Origin of the sequence: Photobacterium sp. GSS17 (assembly GCF_028621875.1) — a bacterium.
Classification (GTDB): domain Bacteria; phylum Pseudomonadota; class Gammaproteobacteria; order Enterobacterales; family Vibrionaceae; genus Photobacterium; species Photobacterium ganghwense.
On sequence record NZ_CP117517.1, the window covers coordinates 3,025,403 to 3,046,135 of the forward strand.

16 protein-coding genes are annotated in these 20,733 nt (G+C 54.1%); 2 read left to right on the forward strand and 14 right to left on the reverse strand.

Going from position 1 to position 20,733, the window contains the following annotated elements; genetic code table 11:
• Positions 1 to 90 precede the first annotated feature (90 nt).
• Complete coding sequence (gene pncC, locus PGW97_RS13670; RefSeq protein WP_273857502.1) at positions 91 to 573, reverse strand: nicotinamide-nucleotide amidase; 483 nt, start codon at positions 571 to 573, stop codon at positions 91 to 93.
• Between the two features lie 254 nt (positions 574 to 827).
• Between pncC and mutS the strand changes: the two genes are divergently transcribed.
• Positions 828 to 3,365 carry a DNA mismatch repair protein MutS gene (gene mutS / locus PGW97_RS13675; RefSeq protein ID WP_273859671.1) on the forward strand — a complete coding sequence of 846 codons (2,538 nt, stop codon included), beginning with the start codon at positions 828 to 830 and terminating at the stop codon, positions 3,363 to 3,365.
• A 177-nt stretch (positions 3,366 to 3,542) separates the two neighbouring features.
• On the opposite strand, the gene rpoS is transcribed toward mutS, so the two are convergent.
• The 13 genes from rpoS to rlmD form a co-directional block, all read right to left on the reverse strand.
• On the reverse strand, positions 3,543 to 4,535 hold the full coding sequence (gene rpoS / locus PGW97_RS13680) for an RNA polymerase sigma factor RpoS (RefSeq protein ID WP_047886868.1): 993 nt from the start codon (positions 4,533 to 4,535) through the stop codon (positions 3,543 to 3,545).
• Between the two features lie 60 nt (positions 4,536 to 4,595).
• A complete protein-coding gene (locus tag PGW97_RS13685; RefSeq protein WP_242551845.1) occupies positions 4,596 to 5,582 on the reverse strand; it encodes a peptidoglycan DD-metalloendopeptidase family protein in 987 nt (328 codons plus the stop codon).
• Between the two features lie 12 nt (positions 5,583 to 5,594).
• On the reverse strand, positions 5,595 to 6,224 hold the full coding sequence (locus PGW97_RS13690; protein ID WP_047886866.1) for a protein-L-isoaspartate(D-aspartate) O-methyltransferase: 630 nt from the start codon (positions 6,222 to 6,224) through the stop codon (positions 5,595 to 5,597).
• Positions 6,225 to 6,226: 2 nt separating this feature from the next.
• A complete protein-coding gene (gene surE / locus PGW97_RS13695) occupies positions 6,227 to 6,973 on the reverse strand; it encodes a 5'/3'-nucleotidase SurE (RefSeq protein ID WP_047886865.1) in 747 nt (248 codons plus the stop codon).
• Positions 6,954 to 8,039, reverse strand: a complete 1,086-nt coding sequence (gene truD / locus PGW97_RS13700) for a tRNA pseudouridine(13) synthase TruD (protein ID WP_047886864.1) — start codon at positions 8,037 to 8,039, stop codon at positions 6,954 to 6,956. Before truD ends, surE begins: the two co-directional genes overlap by 20 nt.
• Positions 8,040 to 8,103: 64 nt before the next feature.
• Entirely contained in the window at positions 8,104 to 8,577 is a 474-nt protein-coding gene (ispF, locus tag PGW97_RS13705; protein WP_047886909.1) for a 2-C-methyl-D-erythritol 2,4-cyclodiphosphate synthase, read from the reverse strand.
• Entirely contained in the window at positions 8,577 to 9,275 is a 699-nt protein-coding gene (gene ispD / locus PGW97_RS13710; protein WP_273857504.1) for a 2-C-methyl-D-erythritol 4-phosphate cytidylyltransferase, read from the reverse strand. Before ispD ends, ispF begins: the two co-directional genes overlap by 1 nt.
• Before the next feature lie 45 nt (positions 9,276 to 9,320).
• Positions 9,321 to 9,593: a cell division protein FtsB gene (gene ftsB / locus PGW97_RS13715; RefSeq protein ID WP_047886862.1), complete on the reverse strand. Its 273-nt coding sequence runs from the start codon at positions 9,591 to 9,593 to the stop codon at positions 9,321 to 9,323.
• A 228-nt stretch (positions 9,594 to 9,821) separates the two neighbouring features.
• Positions 9,822 to 11,123, reverse strand: a complete 1,302-nt coding sequence (gene eno / locus PGW97_RS13720) for a phosphopyruvate hydratase (protein ID WP_047886861.1) — start codon at positions 11,121 to 11,123, stop codon at positions 9,822 to 9,824.
• Positions 11,124 to 11,203: 80 nt separating this feature from the next.
• Entirely contained in the window at positions 11,204 to 12,844 is a 1,641-nt protein-coding gene (locus PGW97_RS13725) for a CTP synthase (protein ID WP_047886860.1), read from the reverse strand.
• Between the two features lie 211 nt (positions 12,845 to 13,055).
• A complete protein-coding gene (gene mazG, locus PGW97_RS13730) occupies positions 13,056 to 13,871 on the reverse strand; it encodes a nucleoside triphosphate pyrophosphohydrolase (RefSeq protein ID WP_273857505.1) in 816 nt (271 codons plus the stop codon).
• 262 nt (positions 13,872 to 14,133) lie between these two features.
• Positions 14,134 to 16,359, reverse strand: a complete 2,226-nt coding sequence (gene relA, locus PGW97_RS13735; protein WP_047886859.1) for a GTP diphosphokinase — start codon at positions 16,357 to 16,359, stop codon at positions 14,134 to 14,136.
• Between the two features lie 31 nt (positions 16,360 to 16,390).
• Positions 16,391 to 17,707: a 23S rRNA (uracil(1939)-C(5))-methyltransferase RlmD gene (gene rlmD, locus PGW97_RS13740; RefSeq protein WP_273857506.1), complete on the reverse strand. Its 1,317-nt coding sequence runs from the start codon at positions 17,705 to 17,707 to the stop codon at positions 16,391 to 16,393.
• 155 nt (positions 17,708 to 17,862) lie between these two features.
• Between rlmD and barA the strand changes: the two genes are divergently transcribed.
• Complete coding sequence (gene barA / locus PGW97_RS13745) at positions 17,863 to 20,661, forward strand: two-component sensor histidine kinase BarA (protein ID WP_273857507.1); 2,799 nt, start codon at positions 17,863 to 17,865, stop codon at positions 20,659 to 20,661.
• The last annotated feature ends 72 nt before the right edge of the window (positions 20,662 to 20,733 follow it).

Consider the following 20,733-nt stretch of genomic DNA (forward strand, 5'->3'; position numbering starts at 1 on the left):
GATAATGATGACTAGTATACTGTCTATTCATACAGTGTCTAGCACTGGATGAAATTTTTTTACGAGCCTGACCGCTCTATCGCACCCGCCCTAATCGGTCAGCTGATTCAGACGATCCAATAACCCCGTCAGTGCGATCTCAACAGCCTGTTGCCGGACTTGCTGCCGATCTCCGGGCAGATGGCAGGTTTTAACCGTCATCCAACCGCTATCATCGGCCCAGGCAAAACACACGGTGCCAACCGGTTTTTCTGCGCTGCCGCCCCCCGGGCCAGCAATACCACTGATCGCAACACTGATATTGGCGGCCGAATTTGCCAGTGCGCCTGCTGCCATTTCCCGTACCACCGGCTCACTGACGGCACCGTAAGTGGCCAGTGTATCAGCCTGCACCCCCAGCATTTGCTGCTTGGCTTCGTTGCTATAAGTAACAAATGCCCGGTCGAACCAGCCGGAACTGCCGGCAATATCGGTAATGGCTGTCGATACGCCGCCACCGGTGCATGATTCTGCGGTTGTCGCCATCCATTGCTGGCGGGCTAACGCCTGTCCCACTTCTGTTGCTAATTCCATCTTCATCTCCCCGTGTTCTGCCTTGCAAGCCCTTCGCCGGACAGGTATTCACCTTGTACAGACCGTCAGTTCAACCCCCGAATTCCCCGCACCTCAACGCGGGAAAATTCACGGCTGACCCTTTGCCGACCGGCATGATTCACGTATCCTAGGCGACCAGAAATTTCTCCGGACAGTGCGGAATAACTCACTCCGACCGGCACAATGTAGCAGGCATAATCGTGACAGTAAAAGGCATAGAACAGCACACCCCAATGATGCAGCAATTTTTACGGATCAAGGCGGAAAACCCTGACGTCCTGCTGTTTTACCGGATGGGTGACTTCTACGAACTATTTTTTGACGACGCCAAGCGGGCATCACAACTGCTGGATATTTCCCTGACCAAACGGGGCTCATCCAACGGTCAGCCAATCCCTATGGCGGGCGTGCCGTATCATGCCGTTGAAGGTTACCTGGCGCGTCTGGTTCAGCAAGGGGTGTCGGTCGCGATTTGCGAGCAGATTGGCGATCCGGCAACCAGCAAAGGGCCGGTTGAGCGAAAAGTTGTGCGGATCATTACACCGGGTACTGTCAGTGATGAAGCGCTGCTGAATGAACGCCACGATAACCTGATCGCAGCTATCTACTACAATGGCGAAACATTCGGCTACGCCACGCTGGATATTACGTCCGGGCGTTTCATGCTGACCGAGCCAGAGACCGAAGAAGCCATGCAAGCCGAACTACAGCGTACCAGTCCGGCAGAAATCCTGTACCCGGAAGACTTTGCGCTGCCGGGATTGCTGCAAGGCTACAAAGGCAGCCGCCGCCGTCCGGTCTGGGAATTTGATCTGGAAACAGCGCGCCAGCAATTAACCATGCAGTTTGGCACCCGAGATCTGGTCGGGTTTGGTGTCGAACATGCCGAGCGTGGCCTGTGCGCAGCCGGCTGTTTGATGCAATACGTCAAAGATACCCAGCGTACCGCCCTGCCGCACATCCGCGCGATCACTCTGGATCGCAAAGATCATGCGGTCATCCTCGATGCCGCAACCCGCCGCAACCTGGAGCTGACCCAGAACCTGGCCGGAGGCTTCGACAATACCCTGGCCGCGGTGCTGGATAAAACTGCGACCCCAATGGGCAGCCGCCTGCTCAAACGCTGGCTACATCAGCCGATTCGTGATCGCCAGCAACTCAATGGCCGCCTGGATGCCATTGGGACACTGAAAGATACCGGCATGTTCCTGGATATTGCGGGTGTATTGCGCCATATGGGCGATCTGGAGCGGATTCTGGCCCGTCTTGCCCTGCGCTCTGCCCGTCCTCGCGATCTGGCACGAATGCGTACGGCTCTGCAACACCTGCCGGAGCTGGCCGAACTGCTGGCCGAGCTGAACCAGTCACGCATCAGTGAACTGGCCACCCTGGCAGCCCCGATGGATGAACTGTGTGAACTGCTGGAACGTGCCATTATTGAAAATCCGCCGGTCGTGATCCGTGACGGCGGCGTGTTGGCACCGGGGTACAATGCCGAGCTGGACGAATGGCGTGATCTCGCAGACGGGGCAACCAAGTTCCTCGAAGAGCTGGAAGCCAGTGAGCGCGAACGCCATGACATTGACAGCCTGAAAGTGGGCTTCAACCAGGTGCACGGTTTTTATATTCAGGTCAGCCGCGGTCAGAGCCACCTGGTGCCAAGCCACTATGTACGCCGTCAGACCCTGAAGAATGCCGAACGCTACATCATTCCTGAGCTGAAAGAGCACGAGGACAAGGTTCTGAACTCCAAGTCTAAGGCACTTGCTCTGGAAAAACAGCTGTGGGAAGGGCTGTTCGATCAGCTGCTGCCGCACCTGGAGCAGTTGCAAAATACCGCCAGCGCCCTGTCAGAGCTGGATGTCCTGACCAACCTGGCTGAGCGGGCTGACACCCTTAACTACTGCCGTCCTGAGCTGACGGACACCACAGGCATTGAAATCACTGCCGGCCGCCACCCCGTGGTTGAGCAGGTCCTGGACGAGCCGTTTATTGCCAACCCAATCTCCCTGCACCGCGATCGCCGCATGCTGATCATTACCGGTCCGAACATGGGCGGTAAATCCACTTATATGCGGCAAACGGCATTGATCGCCCTGTTGGCGCATGTGGGCTCTTTTGTACCGGCAGAAGCCGTGAAAATCGGCCCGCTGGATCGCATTTTCACCCGTATCGGCGCGTCGGACGATCTGGCATCCGGTCGCTCGACCTTCATGGTGGAAATGACTGAGACCGCTAATATTCTCCATAATGCTACCCAGAACAGTCTGGTCCTGATGGATGAAATTGGCCGGGGTACCAGCACCTATGACGGGTTGTCACTGGCCTGGGCCAGCGCCGAGTGGCTGGCAGACAAAATTGCGGCCATGACCCTGTTCGCGACCCACTACTTTGAGCTGACCGAACTGCCATCGCTGATTGACGGCTTAGCGAACGTTCACCTTGATGCGGTTGAACACGGCGACGATATCGCCTTCATGCACGCCGTGCAGGAAGGGGCCGCGAGCAAGTCCTACGGTCTGGCAGTCGCCAGTCTGGCCGGGGTACCGAAGTCGGTCATTAAGCGGGCTAAAATCAAGCTGCAGCAGTTGGAAGCCAGCGGCCATCAGCAGGCTCTGGCACCGGCCAGCAATGCACCGCGTGCCGAACAGCAACTGAGCCTGATCCCTGAGCCAAGCGAAGTCGAAGAAGCACTGGCCAACCTGAACCCGGATGAATTGACACCGCGTCAGGCACTGGATGAGCTGTATCGCCTGAAGGCCTTGCTGTAAGCTACGGAGATTGGTTTCAGACGCAAAAAAGGGAGATGCCAGGCATCTCCCTTTTTTCATCAATGTCGTATCAAAACGTTCTGGTTGTTTCTGTCTGATTTATTCTACTTAACCCATTGCTGTTCAGCTTGGACAATACTGTCCCAAAAGGTTGCTCAACAAAAACTTAAAGCTGACTTAAAGCTGGCCATGGTTAAACAGAGATTCGATATTCAGCCCCTGATGGGTCAGCATATCGCGCAGGCGACGTAGACCTTCTACCTGAATCTGGCGGACTCGTTCACGGGTCAGACCGATTTCACGACCGACATCTTCCAGGGTCGAGGCTTCATACCCCAGCAGGCCAAAACGTCGAGCCAGCACTTCACGCTGTTTCGGATTCAGCTCTTGCAGCCAGTGTACGATCGAGGTTTTGATATCGTCATCTTGGGTAGAGGTTTCCGGACCACCACCTTTCTCATCCGGGATAATATCCAGCAGGGCTTTTTCAGAATCCCCGCCAATCGGATTATCGACAGAGCCGACACGCTCATTGAGGCGCAACATCCGGTTGACGTCATCGACGGATTTATCCAGTTTCAGGGCGATGTCTTCCGCCGTCGGTTCATGATCCAGCTTCTGTGCCAGTTCACGGGCGGTACGCAGGTACACATTCAGCTCTTTGACCACATGGATCGGCAAGCGAATAGTACGGGTCTGGTTCATGATTGCACGTTCGATGGTCTGGCGGATCCACCAAGTCGCATAGGTCGAGAAGCGGAATCCACGTTCTGGATCGAATTTCTCAACCGCACGGATCAAGCCGAGGTTACCTTCTTCAACCAGATCCAGCAGTGCCAGACCACGATTGCTGTAACGGCGGGAGATCTTCACCACCAGTCGCAGGTTACTTTCGATCATCCGTTTGCGAGCCACTTCATCTCCGCGAAGGGCACGCCGTGCGTACAGCACTTCTTCCTCAGCGGTCAGCAGTGGGGAAAAACCAATCTCGCCCAGATAGAGTTGCGTCGCATCCAGTGCCTTTTGCGATGTTCCGTAGTGGGAGATATCCATCTCCTCATCGCCAACTTCTACCTCTTCGGCCTTGACGTCGATATCTTCGGAGTCAATCTCCATATCTTCTTCAAAATCAAAGTCTTCGATATCTGTAGCCGTATTGCTTCTGCTCATAGCGCCTCCCAGATGGCGAGTTAGCAAAAAAACATTACCAACCTGACTATGCCATGTTGACTATCGCGGTAAATAGCGCATCGGATCGACGGATTTACCTTTGTAACGAATCTCAAAATGCAACTTCACGTTACTGGAACCAGAACTACCCATGGCAGCTATCTTCTGACCCAGCACAACCTTCTGCTGCTCCTTGACGTATAAATGGTCATTGTGGGCATAGGCGCTGAGGTAATCTTCGCTGTGCTTGATAATGACCAAGTTGCCATACCCTCGCAATGCGTTACCAGCGTACACCACAACACCGCTGGCTGACGCAGTCACAGGCTGGCCTTTGTTTCCAGCAATATCTATACCCTTGTTCCCGTTTTCAGTATTTGAGAACTTGGCAATGATGCGACCTTTCGCCGGCCATGCCCACTCGGCAACTTTGTTGTTACTGGAACTCGGCTGAGTTGTAACAACTTTGTTACTTTTAGTGTCTTGAGAGTACCCTTTTGTGCGAGACGGATCAACGTTTTTATCGCTGTTTTTTTGTTCAACTTTAGGCGTAGACGCTGTCTTCTGGGACTGAGACGGCGTATTTGTGGTAGGTTTCGCTGTCGGCTGATTCTGGGCAGCCGTTTTGTTTGTCGTTTGGCCTGCAGCAGCTTGTTTCGAAGATGTTACAGAAGTGGTACCGGATGTGCGTTGTGAGCCTGTGGAACCCGCGGCGATCACATTCGGTGCACCTTTGCCATATTGCGGAGCATCATATTTAGGCTTCCACAAAGTCAGCTTTTGCCCCGGAAAAATGGTGTAAGGTGCCTTCAGCTTGTTCGCGCTGACAATTTCATCAACATTACGGCCGGTAATATACGAAATAAAGTAAAGGGTATCTCCCTTCCTGACTTCGTAATAACTGCCCCGATAGCTGCCCCGCTCAATGCTACTGTAATCCTTACCAAGACTGGTTACGGGAGCCGGAGGATGGCTGCTGCATGCTGACAGCGACAAGCTGGCGACCACCGTCACCCATTGCCACCATTTCGCTTGGTTATTCTCCATCCCCATAATTTTCTACCGTAACTCTCCCGCCACCAACGGCACAAACCGGACTGGTTCGACATCCTGATATGAAAAATGTTCACCCTCACGAGTGATGACTTTGAGCACCTGACTGTGTACCCCAACCGGGATCACCAGCCGCCCGCCTTCCGCCAGTTGCGCCAGTAACGCAGCCGGAACATCCGAGGCCGCAGCGGTGACGATAATAGCATCAAACGGCCCTTTACTGGCCCAGCCCTGCCAGCCGTCACCGTGTTTGGTGGCGACATTATGCAGCTCCAGCTGTTTGAGTCGACGTTTGGCCTGCCATTGCAGTGCCTTGATGCGCTCGACGGAAAACACCTGATCCACCATGTGGGCCAGAACAGCGGTCTGATAACCCGAACCGGTGCCGATTTCCAGCACCCGGCTATGCGGGGTCAGCGCCAGCAGTTCCGTCATTTTGGCCACAATGTAGGGCTGTGAGATCGTCTGCCCGCTGCCAATCGGCAAGGCATTATTTTCATAGGCTTTGTGTGACAGTGCTTCGTCAATGAACCGCTCACGGGGAACGGCTGCCATTGCACGCAGCACATTGTCATTACGGATTCCCTGCTGGCGCAAATAATTCAGCAGCGAACTCCGCTTTTCCACATAGCGCATCCTCAATTTTTCTCCTGATGAATCCACTCCCGGATGGCCCCGAGCGAATCATGCGCCGTCAGGTCTACCTGTAATGGAGTAATCGATACACACCGTTGTTCGATCGCGTAGAAGTCGGTACCCGGCCCGGCATCCTGGCAGGCTCCCGGCGGGCCCAGCCAATACAGCGGCTTGCCGCGAGGATCCACACCTTTAACCATGTTTTCCGCTCGGTGGCGAGCCCCCAGGCGAGTCACTTGCCAATCACCCAGTTCATTCATCGGTACGTCAGGAACATTGACGTTAAGAATTTTATTGGTCGGCAGCGGGCGCGTCTGCATGTTCTGCAATATCTGTTTGACGACCTGCGCTGCCGTTTCAAAATGTGTATCGCCGACAAGTGAAACCGCAATCGCCGGCACCCCGAGGAAATGCCCCTCGGTTGCCGCCGCAACGGTACCGGAATAGAGGACGTCATCCCCCAGATTGGCACCGTGATTGACTCCGGCCACGACAACGTCAGGCCGGTATGCCAACCACTCATTGAGGGCAAAATGCACACAGTCGGTCGGGGTGCCTTCCACAGACACCCGACGCTCTCCCTCTTCGCGAATACGCAACGGGTAATCCAGGGTTAGCGAATTAGACGCCCCCGAGCGATTGCGATCCGGGGCCACAACTGTCACTTCCCCCAGCTCACTCAGCACTGATGCCAGGGTATTAATTCCCCTGGCAAAAATCCCGTCATCGTTACTGATCAGAATTCTCATTGTTATTTTCCTTGTCCTCCAGCTCCGGCTCCAGCATCAATTCCCGGACAACCGCCGTGGCAAAGCAACCGGCAGGCAGAGAGAATGAGACTGTCACCTGATCGCCTTCCTGCGCCCAAGCCATATCCGTTGGCTTCAGCAACAATGGGCGACGCTCATGGCGCATCCGGTTATCCCGGATCAGTTTCAGCAACAGTGGTTCCTGTTCGACCAGCGCCATTTCAAACGCTTCAGCCTCGCCTGTTGTCGGCAGGGCATTATCTCCCATCATTGGGGCGGTCAGCAGCCAACTGCTGTCATCAACAGCCTGCTGCGCAGCGGCCACGTCTTCCACTAAGTGACCCGTCATACCGCTTTCCAGCCCGGCATCAGAGCCCGGCTGTAGCCAGTCGCCTGCCATAACAGTATGTACCAGTTTCTGTTCAATACGCGCCGACAGAATCATGTTGAACAGCCAGGAGCGTGCTGCAGACAGGTAGAAACTGCGCTTACTTTTATCGCGTACCCGGAACTCATCGTTACCCCAGGCACGGGCTTTAACTACGTTATTGCCGCTATGACCAAAGCGCTGCTCACCAAAATAGTTGGGAACCCCGTGAGCGGCAATGTGCGTCAGGCGCTCAAGCACCGCCTCTGGCTGATCCAAATCGCGCAGGCGTAACTGGAACCAGTTGCCGCTCAGATCGCCTGGACGCAGTTTCTTATCATGGCGGGCAGTTTCCAGCACTTCGACTCCCGGGTGCTCAGCCACAAACTGAGTCAGATCCGGATCCGGCTTGCCCGGCAGGTGAACACTCAGCCATTGCTCCGTTACGGCGTGGCGATCTTTCAGGCCCGCCCAGCTGACATCGCGCGACTTCACGCCGCACGCTTTTGCCAGTTCGTTCACAACATATTTGGTGTTCTCACCGGTTTTACGGATTTTCACCATGAAGTGCTCGCCGTGACCAGCGAAATCAAAGCCAAGATTTTCGTTTACGATAAAGTCTTCAGGTTCAACTTTGATCCGACCCTGACAGCTGGGTTTACCGTAAAGCCAGCTGAAGTTGTCCATAATACCAGACATAGTAATACCATCGCGTTGCAATGAGGCGCCGGCCACCCAATCAGCGACCCCCTCATTACAGTCATTATTGTTGAATGATCAGAACCACTGCTTCACAGGCAATACCCTCTTTGCGCCCGGTAAAACCCAGTCGCTCAGAAGTGGTCGCTTTCACATTGATGTTGCTGATATCCGTTTCCAGATCGTCAGCGATTGCCTGGCACATCGCGTCAATATGCGGTGCCATTTTGGGTGCCTGGGCGATAATAGTGACGTCCAGGTTGCCAAGGCGATAGCCCTTGGCCTTCACTTTACTGTATACATCACGCAGCAGAAAACGGCTGTCCGCCCCTTTCCACTCGGCATCTGTATCCGGGAAATGGCGACCAATATCTCCGGCCCCTATTGCGCCCAGCAGTGCATCACACACAGCGTGCAAGGCGACATCACCGTCAGAGTGAGCAATCAGCCCCTGCTCGTAAGGCACCGCCACCCCGCCAATGATAACCGGCCCTTCGCCACCAAACTTGTGTACATCAAAGCCATGTCCGATTCGCATCATGCTGGATCCCCCAGTAGTTTTGCTAAATAAAATTCCGCCAGTGCCAGATCCTCAGGTTGGGTGACCTTCAGGTTATCGGCGCGCCCTTTCACCAGGATGGGCATCTGACCGCAATATTCTAACGCCGACGCTTCATCCGTCACGACGGCACCAGCCGCTAAAGCCTGTTCCAGCGCCTGCTTCAGGACACCGGCCCGAAACATTTGTGGCGTCAGGGCATGCCACAGATCAGCCCTGTCGACCGTTGACGAGATCGCGCCATCGCCATTGCCCCGTTTCATGGTATCGCGTACCGGCGCGGCCAGAATCGCCCCGTACGGGCTGGCCTGAGCTTTATCAATCAGGCGCTGCAGATCCTCCGGATGCAAACACGGGCGAGCAGCATCATGCACCAGTACCCATGCCGCTGGATCTGCCACGGAGGCTAATCCGGCAAACACCGAATCGGCCCGCTCAGCCCCACCGTTCACACGTTCAATACGCGGGTCCGTTGCCAGCGGCAACGTTGGGAAATAAGGGTCATCTTTGCTGATTGCAATCACCACGCGAGTGATTTGCGGATGTTGCAGCAGGCGGTCAACCGTGTGTTCCAGGATCGTCTTACCGGCAATCTGCAGGTATTGTTTCGGACGGTCAGCGGCCATCCGGCTCCCGACCCCGGCAGCCGGTACGACTGCAATCAAACTTTCTTTCATGGGTATCTTTCACTGACGCAGGCACTGCCAGAACGGCGGCACCGATTACGGACTCACGATTCGGAAGAAGGTTTCTCCCGGTCGAAGCATGCCCAGCTCGTTACGGGCACGTTCTTCAATGGCTTCCTGACCGCGGTTCAAATCATGGATTTCGACATACATCTGCTGATTACGCTGTTGCAGCTCAGCATTCGCCTGTTTTTGCAGTACAACGTTATCCCGTACCGCCAGGTAGTCCATCATCCCGTTCTTACCCAGCCAGAAATCATACTGTAACCAGCCGAGAACCATCAGCAGCAGCAAGGTAAACAGACGCATTCCTCTCTCCGGCAACGATTGTTAAATCAGAATATGAAGCAACCCCTCTCAGCTAACAGCCTGAAATGCGGTTGCTTCATACGATTCATCAGACAGGCAGTCAGCCTGTAATAATCCCACAAAGCGCACTTTGACTCTAGCGCCTGGCTCTTATTCGCCCATAAAAAAACCGCCTCAGTGAGGCGGTTTCCATCTCAGGCAAGATGCCCGGGTGTCAGAGACAGACGATTACGCCTGGCCTTTCACTTCTTTCAGACCGTTGAAAGGAGCACGTTCGCCCAGTGCTTCTTCGATACGGATCAGCTGGTTGTACTTAGCAACACGGTCAGAACGGCTCATAGAACCGGTTTTGATTTGGCCCGCTGCAGTACCTACCGCCAGGTCAGCGATAGTTGCATCTTCAGTTTCGCCTGAACGGTGAGAGATCACCGCTGTGTAGCCAGCGTCTTTCGCCATCTTGATTGCAGCCAGAGTTTCAGTCAGAGAACCGATCTGGTTAAACTTGATCAGGATAGAGTTAGCGATGCCTTTCTCGATACCTTCAGCTAGGATCTTAGTGTTTGTAACGAATAGATCGTCACCAACTAGTTGGATCTTGTCGCCTAGAAGTTGAGTTTGGTGTGCAAAACCATCCCAGTCAGACTCGTCTAGACCGTCTTCGATAGATACGATTGGGAATTGCGCAACTAGGCCAGCTAGGTAGTGGTTGAACTCTTCAGAAGTGAAAGTTTTTCCTTCACCTTTCATGTTGTAGATGCCAGCTTCTTTGTCGAAGAACTCAGAAGCCGCACAGTCCATAGCTAGAGTAACGTCTTTGCCTAGCTCGTAACCAGCAGCTGCAACAGCTTCTGCGATAACTTCTAGAGCTTCAGCGTTAGATTTAAGGTTAGGAGCGAAACCACCTTCGTCACCAACAGCTGTGTTGTAGCCTTTAGACTTAAGAACTTTAGCCAGGTTGTGGAATACTTCAGCACCGATACGTAGAGCTTCTTTAAGAGTTTTCGCGCCAACTGGTTGGATCATGAACTCTTGGATGTCTACGTTGTTGTCTGCGTGCTCACCACCGTTGATGATGTTCATCATTGGTAGAGGCATAGAGAACTGACCAGCAGTACCGTTTAGCTCAGCGATGTGCTCGTACAGAGGCATGCCTTTAGCAGCAGCTGCTGCTTTAGCGTTCGCCAGAGAAACAGCCAGAATTGCGTTCGCACCGAAGTTAGATTTGTTTTCAGTACCGTCAAGGTCGATCATGATCTGATCGATGTCAGCTTGTGCTTTCGCGTCTTTACCAATCAGGGCTTCAGCGATTGGGCCGTTAACTGCTTCAACAGCTTTCAGTACACCTTTACCCAGGAAACGAGACTTATCACCGTCGCGCAGCTCAAGAGCTTCACGAGAACCAGTTGATGCACCAGATGGTGCAGCCGCCATACCTACGAAACCGCCTTCCAGGTGAACTTCCGCTTCAACAGTAGGGTTACCACGTGAATCGATAATTTCACGACCTAGAACTTTAACGATCTTAGACATTGTGTTTCCTCTTGCTTTATCTTCAATTTAAAAGCTAAAAAAATAGCTGTAGCTCTTACCGCTACAGCTATCCGTAATCCTTACTTGTTTAGCTCACCGCGCTGGTTTTCGCCAGCGGCTTTTACGAAGCCGGCAAACAGCGGGTGACCGTCGCGAGGGGTTGAAGTGAACTCAGGGTGGAACTGAGCAGCCACAAACCAAGGATGGTTAGGGTTCTCGATAATTTCCACCAGCTTCTTGTCCGCCGACAGGCCAGAAATTTTCAGACCCGCTTTTTCCAACTGCGGGATGTAGTGATTGTTCACTTCATAACGGTGACGGTGACGCTCGTGAATCGTCGCGTTACCGTACAGCTCGCGCGCTTTCGTGCCATCAATCAGGTGACACAGCTGTGAGCCCAGACGCATTGTACCGCCCAGATCAGACTTCTCAGTACGCTCTTCAACTTTACCTTCGTTATCAACCCACTCAGTAATCAAGCCAACAACAGGGTTCGCTGATTCAGGGTTGAACTCGGTTGAGTGCGCACCTTCCAGACCAGCGACGTTACGAGCGAACTCGATCAGAGCAACCTGCATGCCCAGACAGATACCCAGGTAAGGGATCTTGTTCTCGCGAGCATACTTGGCAGTCATGATCTTGCCTTCGATACCACGGTTACCGAAGCCACCCGGAACCAGGATTGCATCCAGGCCTTCCAGTACTTCAGTACCTTTTGATTCTACGTCTTGAGAATCAATGTATTTGATTTTCACTGACAGACGGTTTTTCAGGCCGGCGTGCTTCAACGCTTCGTTCACTGACTTGTACGCGTCTGGCAGTTCGATGTACTTGCCCACCATACCGATGGTCACTTCAGCGGTCGGATTGGCTTCTTCGTAGATAACCTGTTCCCACTCAGACAGATCGGCTTCTGGTGCTGTAATGCCAAAACGCTGACATACCAGATCATCCAGACCCTGAGCTTTAATCAGTTGTGGGATCTTGTAGATTGAATCTACGTCTTTCATTGAGATAACCGCTTTCTCCGGCACGTTACAGAACAGTGCAATCTTGGCACGTTCGTTGGCTGGGATCATACGGTCAGAACGGCAGATCAGCACATCTGGCTGAATACCGATAGACAGCAGTTCTTTTACAGAATGCTGAGTTGGTTTCGTTTTCACTTCGCCTGCTGCTGCCAGGTATGGCACCAGTGTCAGGTGAGTGAACATGGCGCGCTCACGGCCCAGTTCAACCGCCAACTGGCGAATTGCTTCCATGAACGGCAGTGATTCGATATCACCAACAGTACCGCCAACTTCAACGATTGCGATGTCGTGGCCTTCCGCACCTGCGATCACGCGCTCTTTGATGGCATTGGTAATGTGAGGGATAACCTGAATAGTGGCGCCCAGGTAGTCACCACGACGCTCTTTACGCAGTACGTCGGCATACACGCGACCTGCTGTAAAGTTGTTGCGTTTCGTCATCTTGGTACGAATGAAACGCTCGTAGTGACCCAAGTCTAGGTCAGTCTCTGCACCGTCTTCCGTTACGAATACTTCACCGTGTTGAGTTGGGCTCATTGTGCCTGGGTCAACATTGATGTAAGGGTCAAGCTTCATCATGGTCACTTTCAGACCACGAGCTTCTAGAATAGCCGCAAGAGAGGCTGCAGCAATACCTTTACCTAGTGAGGATACGACCCCGCCCGTAACAAAAATGTAATTCGTTGTCATGTTTTACCTGGAAGATTGGTATAGAGGATATAAAAAGTATCTGGACGGGAAATTAGTATACCAGACACACTTTATCGCCACAACGTGAAAACTATCACAGCAGGATTGGTTTTTTTTTGTTTCAAATCAATTCTGCCTGTCAGGGGCGTTAATAATAACTATGTTGATCAGATAACGCCCTGATTCCCCGTATGGCAAGCCCTGTTTGCACTTACCGTGTGCCCTTTTTCTCCCGCACTTTTACCTCATCCCAGATGCGATCCAGTTGCTCCAGGCTGCAGTCGTCAAGTTGCTTTCCTTGTTCTAGCACAGTTTGCTCAACTTGGCGAAACCGGCGCTCGAATTTCTGGTTAGCTCGGGCCAGCGCCTGCTCCGGTTTGACCTTGAGGTGGCGACTTAAATTGGCCACCGCGAACAACAGATCCCCCATTTCTTCTTCAATGCGATCCTGATCCCGCGAGGCCTGAACGGCTTCTTCCATCACTTCTTCAATCTCTTCACGCACTTTGTCGACTACCGGCCCGAGTGTCTCCCAGTCAAAGCCATGACTGGCACAGCGCTTCTGGATTTTCTCTGCCCGGCTCAGCGCCGGCAGCGCCAGGGGAATATTTGCCAGCACACTGTGATCCTCACCTTTGGCAGCACGCTCTTTGGCTTTTTCCGCTTCCCAGTTAGCATGAATGGCCGACTCATCAGCAAACTCGGTTTGGCTGAACACATGAGGGTGACGGCGGATCAGTTTATCGTTAATGCCGGCCACAACCTGGTCAAAATCAAACAACCCCTGCTCTTTGCCCAACTGGCTGTAAAACACCACCTGAAACAGCAAATCGCCCAGCTCCTCTCGCACGTCATCCCAGTTTCGCTGGGCAATGGCGTCCGCCACTTCGTATGCTTCTTCCAGTGTGTGCGGCACGATGGTGGCAAAGGTCTGTTTCAGATCCCACGGGCATCCCTGCTGCGGGTCGCGCAAGGTGGCCATAATGTCAATCAGTTGCTCGATCGGAGCAGGTTTTACGTTACTCATGGTAGCTGGAGTCTCGGTTGAATGATTCAGTTGAATGGTTTAGTTGAATGGTTCAGTGGAACGGTGCTGTTAAATAAATCGGTGGAATAACTCAATAGAACGATCAGTAGCATAGCTCCGTAACATAGCTCCGTTGACTAAACCGAAGAGCGCTGAGTGAGCAGGTTCGCGTCATAAAGCGCCGCTCACATGGCCCTGGGACGGCGGAACGGTTAAAAACAAAAGCGGGCCGCCGTGGCTTCCCGCTTTTGATTGCTGAGTGTTAGTGCAGACGTCTGGCTTCAGCCACATCCTTCACCTGTTCGATGCGTTTAAGCACCCGGCCCAGGACGTCGATATTGGTCAGTTCCAAATCAAAGTCGAGGATCGACAGCTGTTTCTTGAAGTCGACCCGACTCTTCATGCCGGCCACCTTGACCTTTTCGTTAGAGAAGGTGTTGGTCAGCTCTTTCAGCAAACCGCTGCGCTCAGAAGCCACAACCCGGACGGTAATGTTATAACTGCCGACAAAACCGCCGCCCCAGACCGCGTCAATGATACGCTCTGGCGCCACATGGCGCAGCTCTTCCAGCTGTTCACAGTCGCTGCGGTGCACCGAAATGCCACGTCCCTGAGTCACAAAGCCCTGGATGTCATCGCCCGGAATCGGCTGACAGCAGCGGGCAAGGTGGGTCATCAGGTTATCCACCCCTTCCACCACCACCGCATCACGGCGCGGTTTCTTGCTGGTTTTGTTACCGGCTTCCACCAGCTTCTCCAGCAACTGCTGATCTTCTTCTTCAGCCGTCGGCTTGTTGACCAGCGCATTGATGTGATTGATCACCTGATTAATACGTAGATCACCACTGCCGACCCCGGCATACAACTCGTCAGGCGAATTCACGTTGAAGCGCTTCAGGGCATAGGCTTCGGCATCTTTCAGAGTCGCGCCGATTTTCACCAGCTCGGTTTCCAAAATTTCCCGTCCGGCGGCAATGTTCTTATCGCGATCCTGCTTACGGAACCAGGCATGTACCTTGGCCCGCGCCCGACTGGAATTAACAAAGCCCAGGTTCGGGTTCAGCCAGTCCCGCGAGGGGTTCGGCTCTTTCTGGGTAATGATTTCGACCTGATCGCCCATCTGCAGGTGGTAGGTGAACGGTACGATACGCCCTTCCACCTTGGCCCCGATACAGCGATGGCCCACTTCCGAGTGAATATGGTATGCGAAATCCAGCGGGGTAGCGTTCAGCGGCAGATCCACCACATCCCCTTTCGGGGTGAAGGCGTAAACGCGGTCATCAAAAACCTGGCTGCGCAGCTCTTCCAGCATTTCGCCGGAATCGGACATTTCTTCCTGCCACGCCAGCAGTTTACGCAACCAGTTGATTTTCTCATCATAGGCAGAACGCGCACCGCCGGATGAAGAGCCGCTCTCTTTATACTTCCAGTGCGCCGCTACCCCCAGCTCCGACTCTTCGTGCATCTGCTTGGTACGGATCTGGATTTCAATGGTTTTGCCTTCCGGGCCGATCACCACGGTATGGATAGACTGGTAACCGTTCGGCTTCGGGTTGGCGACATAGTCATCAAACTCTTTCGGCAGATGACGGTATTTGGTATGCACAATACCCAGCGCGGCGTAACAATCCTGGATTTCATCCGCGACAATCCGCACCGCACGGACGTCAAACAGCTCATCAAAGGCCAGGTTTTTCTTTTGCATCTTCCGCCAAATGCTGTAGATGTGCTTTGGGCGCCCCTGCACTTCAGCCTTGATGTGCGACGCCTTCATCGACTCACGCAGATCCGTCACGAAATGCTCAATATAGTGCTCGCGGTCAATGCGGCGCTCCGACAGCTGCTTGGCGATTTGCTTGTAAGTATTCGGGTGCTGGTAGCGGAAGGCGTAATCTTCGATCTCCCACTTGAGCTGACCGATACCCAGCCGGTTAGCCAGCGGGGCATAAATATTGGCGCACTCTTTCGCCGCAGCACGGCGAACCTCTTCCGGCTCATCTTTCACTTCGCGCAAGTGGCAGATTCGCTCAGCCAGCTTGATGACCACGCAACGGAAGTCATCCACCATCGACAGCAGCATCCGGCGGATATTATCAACCTGTACCGACTGCTCCGCGCCATCCTTAGTCGCGTTGAGCTGACCGATCGCCGCCATCTGACGGACCCCGGTCACCATCTGTAAAATCGTGCTGCTGTAATCTTCCTTCAACTTGTCCAGAGGATAGACACGCGCCTCCACCAGCGGGAAGAGCAATGCCGCTGTCAGGGTATCCTTGTCCATGCTGAGGGTCACCAGGATCTCCACCATCTCACGGCCACGCCATAACAGCAGTGGCGCTGACTCGATGTTAGCGGTCAGATCGGTACAACGCTGATAAGTCTGCTTGATCCGCTCCGCCACACCGGCGTCCTGCTTGAGGCTTTCGACCCAAGATGAAAGCTCAAATGTATCATTTTCCTTTAAGTGCGCACCGCGAACTGCGACCATTTTTCTATCCTGTGTTTTACGTGAATGGCGGCTACCGCTTGGTAAACAGCGCCATTGATTCTAAATGCCCGGTATGCGGAAACATGTCCATCATACCGAGTTTTTCCAACTGATAACCTTGCTCCAGCAAGACCTGACTGTCTCGGGCCAACGTCGCCGGATTACAAGAAACGTACACCACCTTTTCCGGGTGCAGATTAACGACATGCTGCATCACACCGGCTGCACCGGCACGCGCAGGGTCGAGCAGAATTTTATTGAATTGTTCTTGCGCCCAACTCTTTGTAGTCACGTCGTCTTCCAGATTGGCCTGGTAGAATGCAGCATTGTCGCACTGATTGCGCGCCGCGTTCTCCCCTGCCCTTTCCACCATTTCATCGATACCTTCAACCCCGACGACCGCCCGGGCCCGCTTGGCCAGCGGCAGACTGAAGTTCCCCAGCCCGCAAAACAGGTCAAGCACCCGGTCACCCGGCTGAAGATCCAGCCAGTCAATCGCCTGTGCCACCATCTGCTGGTTCACATCCCGGTTTACCTGAATAAAGTCTTTCGGTGAGAAAAAGAGCTGCTGGCCGTCCAGTTCATAATACGGAACCGGGCCAGAAATGCTATCTACAGCATCGGACGTTGGTGCCAGGTATAACATTAGCTGGTGCTGATCAGCAAACTGACGGAGTGCCGTCATGTCTGTGTCAGAAAATGGCTGCAGGTGACGAATCAACACAACCCGGCCGTTGTCGGCCTCCACCAGTTCCACATGGCCAAGATGCCTGCGCCCTTTAAGCGACGTCAGCAGTTCGCGCAGCGCCGGTAACAGCGCGTTGAGAGATTCAGCCAGAACCGGACAATGCGCCACATCGACAATGTCTTTGCTCTGTTTTTTACGGAACCCGATTTGCAGGCCGTTACCCGCCGGCATCACGCTAAACCGGGCACAACGGCGGTAGTGCCACGGCTGGCTGACAATCGGCGCAACCTGCTCAATGCTACCCGCCTTAGCAAATTTGCCCATCAGTTCACCCAGCGCCTGCTGTTTGGCCGCGATTTGCCCCTCATGGGACAGGTGCTGCAGATTACAGCCACCGCACTGCGCATACAGCGGACAGGCCGGTTTCACCCGAGACGCACTGTCATTCAGCCGACGCATCACTTTGCCGCGGGCAAACTGTTTTTTGTCCTCGGTTAACTGAATAACCACCTTTTCGCCCGGCAGGGCTTCGGGAACAAACACCGGCTTGCGATCGAGGTGGCCGATACCCGCCCCCAGGTGATCCAGACGGCTGATAGTGATTTCTTTGTGTTTGGTATCAGTTAATTTTCGTTTCTGAGGCTTGAAAAAGCGTGCCATTGTTTCGGACTCACGGATCAGATTCGCCAAACTGAGTGATATTTCCGACAGTTTGGAATTCGTTGATTGTCGAACAGCCTTGGTTTCATTAAGCTAACGACCATAGTTGGGCGACAATTCTCCCACAGAATCGCATTCTTGTAATTAAGAGAACCATGACCAAATATGGACTTCGTGCCAGGGTATTCACCCTGACATTAGCACCGACGCTGATTATTGGCCTGCTTTTGAGTGCCTTTTTTACCATGAGCCGCTATCGCGATCTGGAGCATCAGCTGATCTCAACCGGTGCCAGCATCATCGAACCCCTGGCGATCTCCACGGAATACGGCATGGCCGATCACAACCGAGAGGCAGTTCGTCGCCTGATCAGCTACGCCCACCGCAAGCATTCCCAGATTGTGCGCAGCATTGCGGTCTTCACCAACAATAACGAGCTGTTTGTCACCTCAAACTTTCACCGCAATTTCGAAGCCTTGATGTACCCTGACGACCAGCCGTTCCCGATGCTGCTTGAAACCCAGCTCAATGAGAACAACCTGATTCTGCGGGCACCGATCCTGCGCGAGGGCCAGTTTAACAACTCCTCCTTGCCGGGCTATCAGGCAGAAACGCTGGGCTATATCGCGCTGGAGCTGGATCTCAGCGCCCTGCGCCTGCAGCAATACCAGGAAATTTTCACCGCGCTGATGGTACTGCTATTCGGCCTGACTCTCTCGTCGCTGTTTGCCTACCGGCTGATGAAAGACGTGACCCGGCCTATCTCCCACATGGTGAGCGTGGTCGACCGGATCCGCCGCGGTCACCTTGATGTCCGGATTGAAGGCCAGTTGCTGGGCGAACTCGATACCCTGAAAAACGGGATCAATGCGATGGCCATTTCGCTGTCGGAATACCACATTGAAATGCAGCAGAGCATTGACCAGGCGACCTCGGATTTACGGGAAACCCTGGAGCAGCTGGAAATCCAGAACGTCGAATTGGATATTGCCAAAAAACGTGCCCAGGAGGCCGCCCGGGTTAAATCGGAATTCCTTGCTAACATGTCCCACGAGCTGCGTACCCCGCTGAACGGGGTCATCGGCTTCACCCGTCAGATGCTCAAGACCCGGCTCAGCACCAGCCAGCAGGACTACCTACAAACCATTGAAAAATCAGCTAACAATCTACTGACCATTATCAATGACATCCTCGACTTCTCGAAACTTGAGGCAGGTAAGCTGCTGCTAGAAAACATTCCGTTCGACTTCACCGATGCGCTTGATGAAGTCATGAAACTGCTGGCTCCAAGTGCTCATGAGAAAGGTCTGGAACTAACCCTGAAAGTCGATAACCGGATTCCGACCGGCCTGATTGGCGATCCGCTGCGTATTCAGCAGGTTCTGACCAACCTGATCGGTAACGCCGTGAAATTCACCGAACGCGGCAACATTGATGTCGCGGTAGAAGTGAAAGCTGACCGTGAAGAAAACATCGATCTGCAGTTTATGGTCCGGGATACCGGGATCGGGATTTCCGAACGCCAGCAGGCCCAGCTGTTCCAGGCATTCAGCCAGGCCGATGCCAGCATTTCCCGTCGTTACGGCGGAACCGGTCTGGGGCTGGTAATCACCCAGAAACTGGTCACCCAGATGGGCGGCGAGATCAGCCTGACCAGCCGCCTGCACCAGGGCTCCACGTTCTGGTTCAGCCTGCGTCTGACCAAGACCGATCTGCCGGTCTCGCAGCCTATCGACACCAGCTCACTGATGAACCGCAAGCTGCTGCTGATCGAGCCTAACATGCAGGCGGCCTCGGTGATTCAGCAACGCCTGATCCGTGCCGGCATCCATGTAACCTATCGTTCGACCATGCCGGACGAGGCTGAGCACCACGATTTTGCCCTGCTGAACCTGTCGCCGGGTGAACAGCCTCCGCTGGCCAGTGTGCTGGACATGGTGTTCAAAGCTGAGCAAATCAGTGACAAAGTGATTGTCACCCTGCCAACTACCGAGCTGGCTCTGTCCGAGCGGCTGCTCAATGCCGGGGTGACCGCCTGCCTGCCGAAACCGCTGGGCCACCGCAAGCTGTACGAAACCCTGGTGACCGAGCCGGATATGCTGGGCGAGCCGGAAGGCCTGCCGATTCCACAGGCGGCCCCGCGCATTCTGCCGATCACGGTCATGGCGGTGGATGATAACCCGGCGAACCTGAAGCTGATCTCTGCCCTGCTGAGCGAGCGGGTCGAGACAGTGATCACTGCCACCGGCGGCAGAAAAGCCGTTGAGTATGCCCACCAGAAGCATTTTGATCTGGTCTTCATGGATATCCAGATGCCGGAGATGGACGGCGTGACCGCCTGCCAGGAAATTCACAAGACAGAGCTTAACCACACAACACCGGTGATTGCAGTTACCGCCCATGCCATGGCCGGGGAGCGCGAACGCCTGATTAAAGCCGGGATGGACGACTACCTCACCAAACCTATTGAAGAGCCGATTCTGGAGCAGATGCTGGCCAAATGGACCAGCGCGCACGATAGCCACCCAGACAACGGGCTGGCTAACGGCACTGGCCTGACGGAAGCGCAAGCGCACCATCCGGAAAGCAGTACCGAACAAGCAGTCACCGCAGACCCCAATATCAGCTGGAACTGGGATCTGGCCCTCAAGCAAGCGGCTGGCAAAGAAGATCTGGCGCGAGACATGCTCCAGATGCTGCTGGATTTCATGCCGGAAGTGGAAATGCTGGTCAACGAGGCGTTGGACGGCAAGGAAATCGACCTCTGGCCGCCTATTCATAAACTGCATGGAAGCTGCGCCTACAGCGGGGTTCCGCGCCTGAAGAACCTGTGCCATAGGATTGAGACGGAGCTGAAAGCCGGAGCCAGCATCAGAGACATCGAGCCTGAGCTGTTTGAACTGGTGGATGAAATGAACAACGTTGTCAAAGCGTCAAAGCGCTACCGGCCGTAGCGCGTCGCCATTGGCCACATTTGGCAGACAGCCGACTGAACCCGGCCTCTGTCAGCCGTGATATAAAAAAGC